The sequence below is a fragment of the Thalassospira marina genome (genome assembly GCF_002844375.1).
GTDB lineage: Bacteria > Pseudomonadota > Alphaproteobacteria > Rhodospirillales > Thalassospiraceae > Thalassospira > Thalassospira marina.
This window is the reverse complement of sequence record NZ_CP024200.1, coordinates 306,929-316,340: the sequence shown is the minus strand read 5'-3', so window position 1 is coordinate 316,340 and position 9,412 is coordinate 306,929. Positions and strand designations below refer to the sequence as shown.

At 52.4% G+C, this 9,412-nt stretch carries 3 protein-coding genes and 1 pseudogene; 1 reads left to right on the top strand and 3 read right to left on the bottom strand.

All coding sequences use genetic code 11. From position 1 onward, the window contains the following. Window positions 1-3,811: 3,811 nt before the first annotated feature. From CSC3H3_RS25190 to CSC3H3_RS24750, 3 genes and pseudogenes are all read right to left on the bottom strand, one after another. A pseudogene (locus tag CSC3H3_RS25190) lies at window positions 3,812-4,135 on the bottom strand (leukotoxin LktA family filamentous adhesin); the annotation flags it as partial. A 683-nt stretch (window positions 4,136-4,818) separates the two neighbouring features. Continuing rightward, the gene (locus CSC3H3_RS21695; RefSeq protein WP_101286504.1) at window positions 4,819-5,904 is read right to left on the bottom strand and encodes a helix-turn-helix domain-containing protein; all 1,086 of its coding nucleotides are present in this window, start codon (window positions 5,902-5,904) and stop codon (window positions 4,819-4,821) included. A gap of 680 nt (window positions 5,905-6,584) precedes the next feature. Next, complete coding sequence (locus tag CSC3H3_RS24750; protein ID WP_157831988.1) at window positions 6,585-6,962, bottom strand: hypothetical protein; 378 nt, start codon at window positions 6,960-6,962, stop codon at window positions 6,585-6,587. A gap of 712 nt (window positions 6,963-7,674) precedes the next feature. On the opposite strand from CSC3H3_RS24750, the gene CSC3H3_RS24745 reads away from it, so the two are divergent. Then, window positions 7,675-9,390, top strand: coding sequence for an autotransporter family protein (locus CSC3H3_RS24745; RefSeq protein ID WP_157831987.1), 1,716 nt, complete (start codon window positions 7,675-7,677; stop codon window positions 9,388-9,390). Window positions 9,391-9,412 lie beyond the last annotated feature (22 nt).

Sequence of the window (9,412 nt, the reverse complement as noted above, 5' to 3'; positions counted from 1 at the left end):
TAAGCTTGCCGTTAATTCGGGCGGTCATACCGCCTAGCGTGGTGTAACGGTCAGCAAATTCATCAAGGGTCGGGGTCTTTTCACCCACCGAACCCGACGACATTGTTTCAATCACGCGGTTGGATTGCGCTGTGATGCTGGCCCCACTCGCCGTCACCGTAATCGTGGCATTTTCGCCGATATTCGCCGTGCTGGTCTGATCAATCAGGGCGATTGCAACTGCACCTGCGATCGACAGGTTGCCAACCCCGGCACCCGCAACTGCGGATGTGACATAGGTATTGGCATCATCGATAACGTCCTCGTCATCGTCGTCCTTGACCGGGTTTCCATCATCATCAAGCACGGTGAAGCTGTTGGTGATAGCAGACAGGGCAACACCCGTGCCCGAAACACTGGCTGAACTGCCAATGCTGGCCGTGTTGATAACATTGGCAATATTCAGGGCAACGGCCGCACCAATGTTGTTATCGGCCTCGGCGGCACTGCCATCGGCAGCAGCCTGGCTATCGGTATTATCCTTCGAGGCAATTGTGATATTGCCACCCGAAACCGTGCGTGATGCGGCAATACCGGCGCTGGTTTCAGTATTTGCAATCGTCAGGCCCAACGCCGCAGCAGCCGAAACCTTGCCGCCTTCATCGGCGTCATCGCCCTTATCGGCTGAAACATTTGCCTTGTTCGCAGTTGCTTCGCCGTCAACCTTATCCTTGCTCGATGAATACAGGTTCCCAAAGGCTGCCGCCTGCTGGATGGTGCCCAGAACATCGCTTTTGGCCTGATCGGCGGGTTCTTCCTCGCCCTCGGTGCCGGTATCGCCCGGGTCGGTATTGGTCCCTGCAGCGGCACCTGTGCGAATGTCGCGGGCCGACGTTGCTGCAATGGTGATGTCGCCTGCAGTATCACCGTCTTTCGTATCGAGGTCACGGTCCAGCAATGCCTTGGCATCGGCATTGACGGTGCTGATCCCCACCGTCAAACCAATGGCAACATTCGATGCATTATCCGCATCGCCACTGGCGGCCTTGCCAACCGACAGCACGGCAAGGTTCTGTTCCGCAGTGATCGAAACGTCACCTGCAAGCTGCAAGCCGCTAACGGCTGATTCAATACCGGATGTAACGTGGTCATTGGCAACCGACAGTGCCAGTACCGGCACAACGGCAACACCACCCGCCCCTGCCGAATTGGCCGATGTACTGACCGAGCCATTGGAAACGGCTGAAACATCAAGGCCGGTCGCATTGGTCAGGGTAACGCCGCCACGAACGGCAGCATCAACATTGCTATTGGAAATATTGATCGCGATGGCCGCACCAATGCCCACTTTGGGCTGTGCATTGGCGTCTTCTTCGGTTTCGGTATAGGTTTCATATGCTTCAAACAGCGCCCCGATAACGGATTCATCCTCGGGCGAGCCATCGGCAACCACACCGGCATCGGCACCACCGGTGGCACTTACGGTAACAGTGCCGGTTTTGGCATCAATCGCGACATTATTGCCAAGTTCGGCCAGCGACGAATTGCTGTTGATAATCAGAAGGCCAAGCGCACCGGCAATGCCAACATCTTCAGCTTCCTGCCCGGCAAAGGCTTCGACATTAAAGCCGTTATTTTCTTCATCGGTGATGTCTTCATCGATGCTTTTGGTTTCGGCGTTAACCGTCAGGTCCTTGGCTTGAATGGTAAGCGTATTTGAACCGGCTGCCGCAATGCTGGCCAGCAGTTTGTTATCGACCGTCTGGATGGAAACACCAGCACCACCGCCAGCTTTGCCACCTGCGGTGATGCCGCTTGCAAGGGTGTTGGTCTGGGCGATGGCTTCGGCATTAACCGTCAACGCGCCGGAAAGTGATATGGTTTTATCGGCATTGGCCGTAATCAGGGCTTCGGTATCAAAATTGCTGGACGCATAGGAAAGTGCCCCTGCAACCTGGACCCCGCCACTATCTTCTTCGCCGTCTTTCGGCTTTTCCTTCAGATTGTCACTGACATTTTTCAAAACCCCGTCAAACAGGGCCGAAAGCTCGCCTTTCGCGGTATCGCCAAGGCCGGTTTTATCCAGTGCATCACCAAACAGTGACGATGCCGTACCCGCACCATCGGCAACACCGGCACGCGAAGCGGTATTTTGCGTGGTTACGTTTTGGGCGCTTACATCAAGGCTGGCGGCGTTGGTTACCAGCGCACCTTCGCCAATTTCGGCAATCGCGGTGGCATCAACATCGGAAATGGCAACACCGATAGAGGCACCCGACCCACCATTATCCACCGTGGCGGCATCAGCAATGGTATCAACCTGGGTTTTGCCGGTGGCACGAACGGTAACCGCATCACCGTTGGAAATTTTGGCCGTGCCGTTGATCCGCGCAATCGCACTATTATCAATCACGGAAACAGCGGTAGTCACCCCCACCGCCGCAGAAACCGATTTGGCAATGGCTGTTGAATCCGTTACCGCATCAGCGGTGACGTCAACATCACCATCAGCCTGAAGATCGGCCGTGCCCGTAACCAGGGTGGTGGCCTTGCTGTCTGTGACTGCAACCGATGCATTGATCGGACTTGCCAGAAGGGCACCAATAACCTCACTGGTAATTTTGCTTGATGACGCAAGCGAGATATCGCCACCAGCAACAATGGAACCATTGGTCATGGTCAGCGATGCGGTCGCACTACGGGCGTCAAACAGACCGAGCGTTATGGTCGGCAGGCCTTGCTCGGCCTTTGCAATAACCGACACATTGCCGGTCGCATTGATCGTGGTGTTGGTCAGCGTAACCGTTGCCGATACGTCAGACAGCGGATTTAGAACAAGGTCGCCATCATTGGCGATAGCTGATGCCGTGATCGAAACATTTGCACCGCTAAGAGTAGCCCCTGTAATCGAAATTGAATGGCTGGTTGAACCTGCGGCTTCAAGGGTAATATCACCCGCGCCCATGTTGTTATCGCCATCCGATGCATCCAGCGAGGAACCGCTTTCAAAAACGATATTTTGACCCTTTAGGGTAATATTCCCGGATTTCTGCGACGCGGATTTGGTTGAGACCTCTACACCCGCTTTCAGCGTGATCGTATCACGCCCCTCAAAGATGTAGCTGGCACCGTCTGTTTGCGTGACATTGGCCGAAATCGTCAGGTCGTTCGGATCAATCAGAACCGTGCCAGCCGCCCCGTCTGTCGCCCCACCGGCAAAGGTACCGCCATTCAGGTAAACGGCATTTACAGCACTGAATTCGGCAAAGCCACCATCACCGGAAATTTCACCGCCGGAAATGTCGATATGCGCGCCTGCGGAAAAGGTGGCGTCCTGATCGGCGAAAATCGTAATTTTACCGCCTTTGGAATTCGCCCCGATACCACGGGCGGAAATACCCGCACCTGCACGCACCGAAATATCGCCCGTTGCACGGACATCAATGGTGCCGGCATTTTTGCCATCGGCACCATCGGCCGAAAGGATACCCGAAATATCAACGCCGGATGGCCCACCCTTGATTTCGATATAGCCATTATCATCAACAACAGCTTCCTGCCCGGCATCCAGGCCATCGACATTCACAACATCGGAAAAGGCAATCTGATTAAGGGCTTGCGCACCCACAACGATATCGCCTGCAACCTGCACACCATTGGCAATCAGCGCAGCCTTGCGGGTGGCGCGAATGGAACCGTCAATGGTGATCAGGCCATCTTTGGAAAGGGGTACATTGCCCGACAGCAATTGTTGCAGGGCACCTGCATTGGCCTGCCCCGGCGCATCGAAAAACGAGCCGGAGAATTCTTCGGTCGGCGCCATGATGGTCAGGCTGCCAACATTAAGCTGCCCCTGCGCGCCAATGGCAACACCGTTGGGGTTAAGCAGATAAACCTGCCCGCCGATCTGCCCGTTTTTGATGGAATTGAGGATACCGTCAATATGCGAGCGCGGCCCGTTGACCATATTGATCAAATGATCAGCCTGGTCTGGCACAAACAGGTTAACGGTGTTGCCCTGGTAAACATCAAACTTGCTAAACGAGTTTAGCGCGCTGTTTCCCTGAATGGTTGATGTCGTAACATCCGTAACATTGCCATGCACATTCAGGTTGGTTGCGGTGTTGCCATCGGTCACGATTTGCGGGTTCGCCATCGCCACGACAGGCACAAGGAATGTTGTCGTACTCAGCGCATAGGCAAATGCACGCCGGATCACACGACCTTTGTTTTCCCCGATAACCGCGACCATCTTTCAACTTCCCCCGTTTGGGCCACAAACATTTTGTGGCGACAAATCCGTAACCATTCATTTCCCGGCAGCAATTACCTATCGCTGCACTGTCTTTCGTCGGCACTTTGCGGGCATAACGCGCCAATGCGCGAAACACCCAACGCCTTGTCAAATGCAGCAAAGCCACCCTTGCGCCTGTGCCCGGCGGTGTGGTGATCCCTGCATTCCAGCTATTTTATTTTCACTGATGGCATCGCCCCAAACGAAGGCCCGGCACATCCAAAAATGTCCGGTTTTCGCAGCAAACGATATCATCCCCCTGTGCCACTGGCCCAAATTGCGTACCTGCGGCAATAAAACTAGCTTACTGTATAGATACCCCAGCATCTAGAGAAAGAAAAACAAATGGGACATCCTGTTAGAAAAATTCACCTTTTCCGCCATTTATCGCGACAAATGGCGCATATTTCGACACGTAAAGTTATTTCCTGACCAACCAGTCAGATCATTTTACGTGAAAATGATTTGCATTCTTCGCCATACGACTATCCACCTGTATATAAACGAATTACCCTTGAGCGTCGGCCCATTACGGCACATCGTAATCACTGTCCGGAATGCGACTTTCCAACGATGTCTCTGATCTCGGGAAAGTCGCCAATCTGGCGCAACCAGCTTTCATATTCCCGCCCGGCTTCGGTCGGTGATTTTTGCTGCCTTTCGTTATAGCGTGCCTGTGTTGCCCGCAATTCACGGGGTGTCAGGCCAAAACGGCGACGAAAGGCACGGCTGAAATCATTGGCGTGGGTGAAACCGTTACGTCTGGCAACCATTGAAATCTGCAGTTCGGGATAAAACAGCAAATCGCGCATGGCCTTGCTCAGGCGCTGTTCGCGCAGGAAATGACGCACGCCACCTTCTTCGCTAAACAGGCGATACAGCGCACTTCGTGAAATGCCACAGCCATCGCAAATCTGGTTTACATCCAGGTCGGCATTGTCCAGGTTTTCCTGGATAAAGGCGCGAATACGAAAATCCATGAAATGATAACCCGTCGATGCGCCGGAAACCCGCCCGATCGGACCGTGACTGTTTAAACAGGCGGCAACCATCGCCGCCACAGCCGGGCCAAATTTGTGCCCCTCGACATTGTCCATCAGAGGCAGGTTCCGGTTTAACGAAACAATATAATCGGCCAGCATGCGCACAACCGGCAAAGAACCCGACAAAACCTGCATATGATGATGATCGGGATAATCCAGCATGGGGCCAAGAAGCGAGCGCGGGATGATCAACGACAGATGCTCGAAATCGGTGGTGTGGGCCTGCATTTCACAGGCAAAATCGAACACGATGATGTCGCCAGGGCGAACAATCTGTTCACCATATCGGCTGTCCCAGTGGGCACTGCCGGACAAAAAAAGCTCGACCATATAATGGTCCAGGCCGTCGCGGGCGATTTCAAGCGGCCGCCGCTGCCAAAGCTGTGCGACCGAACGGGTTTCGGTCAACATCAGATTGCCCACCCGCAGCGCCTTGATCGTCGCATTAAAACGGCGTGGATCACGGTTTTCGCGCGTGGCATCGACATTAAACAGGCAGGATATGCTTTCGCGCCAGACATCATAGCGCATTCGCTCTTCGATACTTCCTGTATCGAAAATCGATTTTTCAATTTCATGTGTGGGCATTGGCCCCTTCCGTCGAAACTGTTTTACCTAAACAGATTGATCAGTCCGTACTGACTGGCCCATCTACCTGAGGGCAACTTTGAAATCAGTTTGATATTCGTATCATTTCGACACAAAAGGTGCCAGCCAAAGGTCCCCAAAAGACTAAAATCCATCCTCACAGGTTAATCCACCTATCCTTTGGGTTGGTTAATTTTCGCAAACGCCGCTATCTGGTCATGAGCAATACGCGCTGTGATGGCAGACGCCTGAACAGACCTGTCACCGCTTCCGCATGCGCAACACTGGTAACAGCAAAACATTGACCAATCCCGGCAATCCAAACGTCGGTAAAACCCGCTGACTGGCAACAGCCAGAATACAATGGAAACGGCACTCCACAAGCATGCCCATTCTTAAGAATGATATTCTTGAAGGTTGAAACAACCCTCAAGAATATCAGGTCAGATTTCGTCAGAATTTCTGACTTTTCATGACTTTCAACAATTTCGTACCCTATTGATCAGGAACGTTTTTTATTCTTTCCTGCAACCAGCCAGCCTGCCCGCGATCATGCATACGGGGTGTGCGTGATCCTTTTCGTGACAGGAAATTCACAAATGGTTTGGTTGCCAAATCTGACCAAACCGGGGGGACTGTTTTCCAATGTTGCGTATTCTGCCGCGTGAGTATCGGCGCCATCAATTGTTGCTCGGCGCATCCCTGCTTGCGCTTTCAACCACACCATTCATCACAACACATGCCGTTGCCCAACCAAATCCTTGCACAGCTATCACATCTGACACATCGCTCAGCAACAGTGATACATGCGTGAACTGGAACGGGGGCAATATCACAGTTGATATTAATACAACTGTTACCGGCTCCTCGACTGCATCAGTTATCAGCATAAGCAGCGGAAATAGCGGAAATACACTGACAAATAATGGTGAAATACTTAACCAGGATAATACGGTAATTTCAAATTCCGGCAATGTCACGAAAATCGATAACACCGGAATTATCAGCGCCAGCAGTAGTAACAATGCTATTTCAAACGCCGGAACAATAACCAACATTACTAATTCCGGAACAATCAAAGCTATCGACAGCGCATATGCAATTTACAATTCCGGGAATATTTCTACACTAACAAACTCTGGCGAGATTAGCTCTGGATCGTCGACGGCAATTTTCAACAACTCGACTATTTCCGCCATTACAAACACAGGTAAAATATCTGGCAATTACGCATTAATTAACAACAACACCGCTAGCATAACCTCCATCGACAATAAAGGAACAATGACAGCGAATGGTGATGCTGTAACAAATGGATCAAACAACAATATTGGCTCCATATTAAACTCAGGAACCATTCATTCCGACACCAAATATGCAATCACGAACAAAAATGGTGCGACTATAGAGAGCATCTCTAACAGCGGAACAATTAGTTCCGACGACAGAGACGCTATCAAAAACAATTTTAACGGTACAATCAATACCATATCGAATTCGGGAAGAATTATTGCTGATGACACCGGCATAAACAATGATGGCTCAATAGATTTTATTGAGAACACAGGAACAGGATATATTAGCGGAAACACTTACGGTATATCAGCTATAAATGGTTCAATTACAACTCTGACAAATTCAGGAACAATTACTGGTGGGAACGCTGCAATATTCGTTCAGGCATCAGGCGGTCAAGGCACAATCACCACCCTTAATAATAGCGGATTGATTTCGAGTAACGGTGATGCAATCCGTACTGAATCGATATCCGTGCAGTCCAGTATTGAAACAATCATCAATAGCGGCACCATCGCAGGCTCAATCAATAACGGATCTACTAATGGTCTCCTTATCAACGGCAGCACCATCCCCAACAGCTTCGGGACGCTAACCGGGTCTTCTGGCAGTATCAGTTCGGGTGCGATCGGCTCGATTACGCACAAACAGGCGGACCTGACATTTGCGGGCGGCAATCTGTTGCTAAACGACAATATCGATGTAACCGGACATAGCGTTAAAAATACTGGCGCGACGCTGAAGCTGGTCAATGCCATTTCCATCATCGGGGATTATACCCAGTCGGCCGGTGGTCTGATTTCGCAAGTGAACGGGTCCATCAACGGGCAGCTTGATGTCACCGGCAATGCGACCATCAACGGAACCACGACCCTGGTTATTTCAGGCAACAACCTTAAAGCGGGTGACAGCTACACCATTGTCGGAGCGAGTGGAACAGGCAGCTACAGCATTGCTTCGGCCTCTGTCACCGGGACCAACGGGCTGAATGCAACAACGTCAACTTCCAACAATGATCTGATCATTACCCTGGCTTCAGGCGGCCCCAAATATACCGCGCCCGCCAATATTGATGGCGGTACCGGCAAAGGATTTGGCAGCGTCCTTGATACCATCAATGGTGAAAGCTCGTCCGAAGCACAGGCCTTCCAGAACGATGTTCTGGCCGCAATTGACAGCCTACCATCCACCGCGCGCGGGTCGGCCATCCGGCAATTGGCCCCGGCCGATGCCGCGACCAACCAGCAGATTTCCAGCCAGTCCAACAATATCGTGTTCGGCGCCATTGAAACACGCCAGCAACTGGCCATGAATGAAGGCACGCCCTATGCCGGTGCCGGTAAAGCAGCCGGTGGTGGCACCCGCGACCAGGCGGTGTGGGGGCAAATCCTGGGCGGCTCCGCACATCGTGCAGGCGACAATGACAGTGATGGCTTCACCAGCAAAAGCTTCGGCCTGACGACTGGTCTTGATCATATGTTCACCCCGAACATGCTGGGCGGCGTTGCCCTGAGCTGGCTGCGATCCTGGACCGATGGCAGCAACAATTCCAGCGGCTCTACAACCCAGCTTGATAGCTATCAGCTGACTTTTTATAGCAGCTATCGCCAGAACCGCCTGAATATTGACGGGCAACTGGGTGCGGCATGGAACCGGTTTGATCAGGAACGGGCCATCAACTTCCTGGGTAATACCGCCAAGGCCGATTATGACGGCCAGCAATATAGCGCGGCAGGCCAGGTAGGATATGACTTTGCCCTGTCACAGGATGCGGTTGTTACGCCTTTTGCCGGTTTGCGCTGGTTGCATGCCAACAATGACAGCTATCAGGAAACCGGTGCCGGTGCGGCCAACAACACTGTCGATAGCCAAAGCAGCGACAGCGTCACCCATGAAATTGGCGCCAAGGCCGCATGGGAATATGACACAGATATGCGCACCCTTTCCCCGCAGGTATCATTGGCCTGGGTACATGATTACACCAGCAGCGCCCTTGAAACCACCGGCCAGATTGGCGGCACCGCATATCGGGTGGAAAGCGAACGCCTGCCTTCCGATGGGGCAAAGCTCTCCCTTGGTCTGGGCCTTACCACCAACGACAGCCTGAATTTCCGCTTGCAATATGATGGCGAATTGCGATCGGGCTATCAGGCGCAAAGCGCAACTTTCCGCGCGATCTGGAATTTCTAAAACCACAATTCAAAAAAAGGGC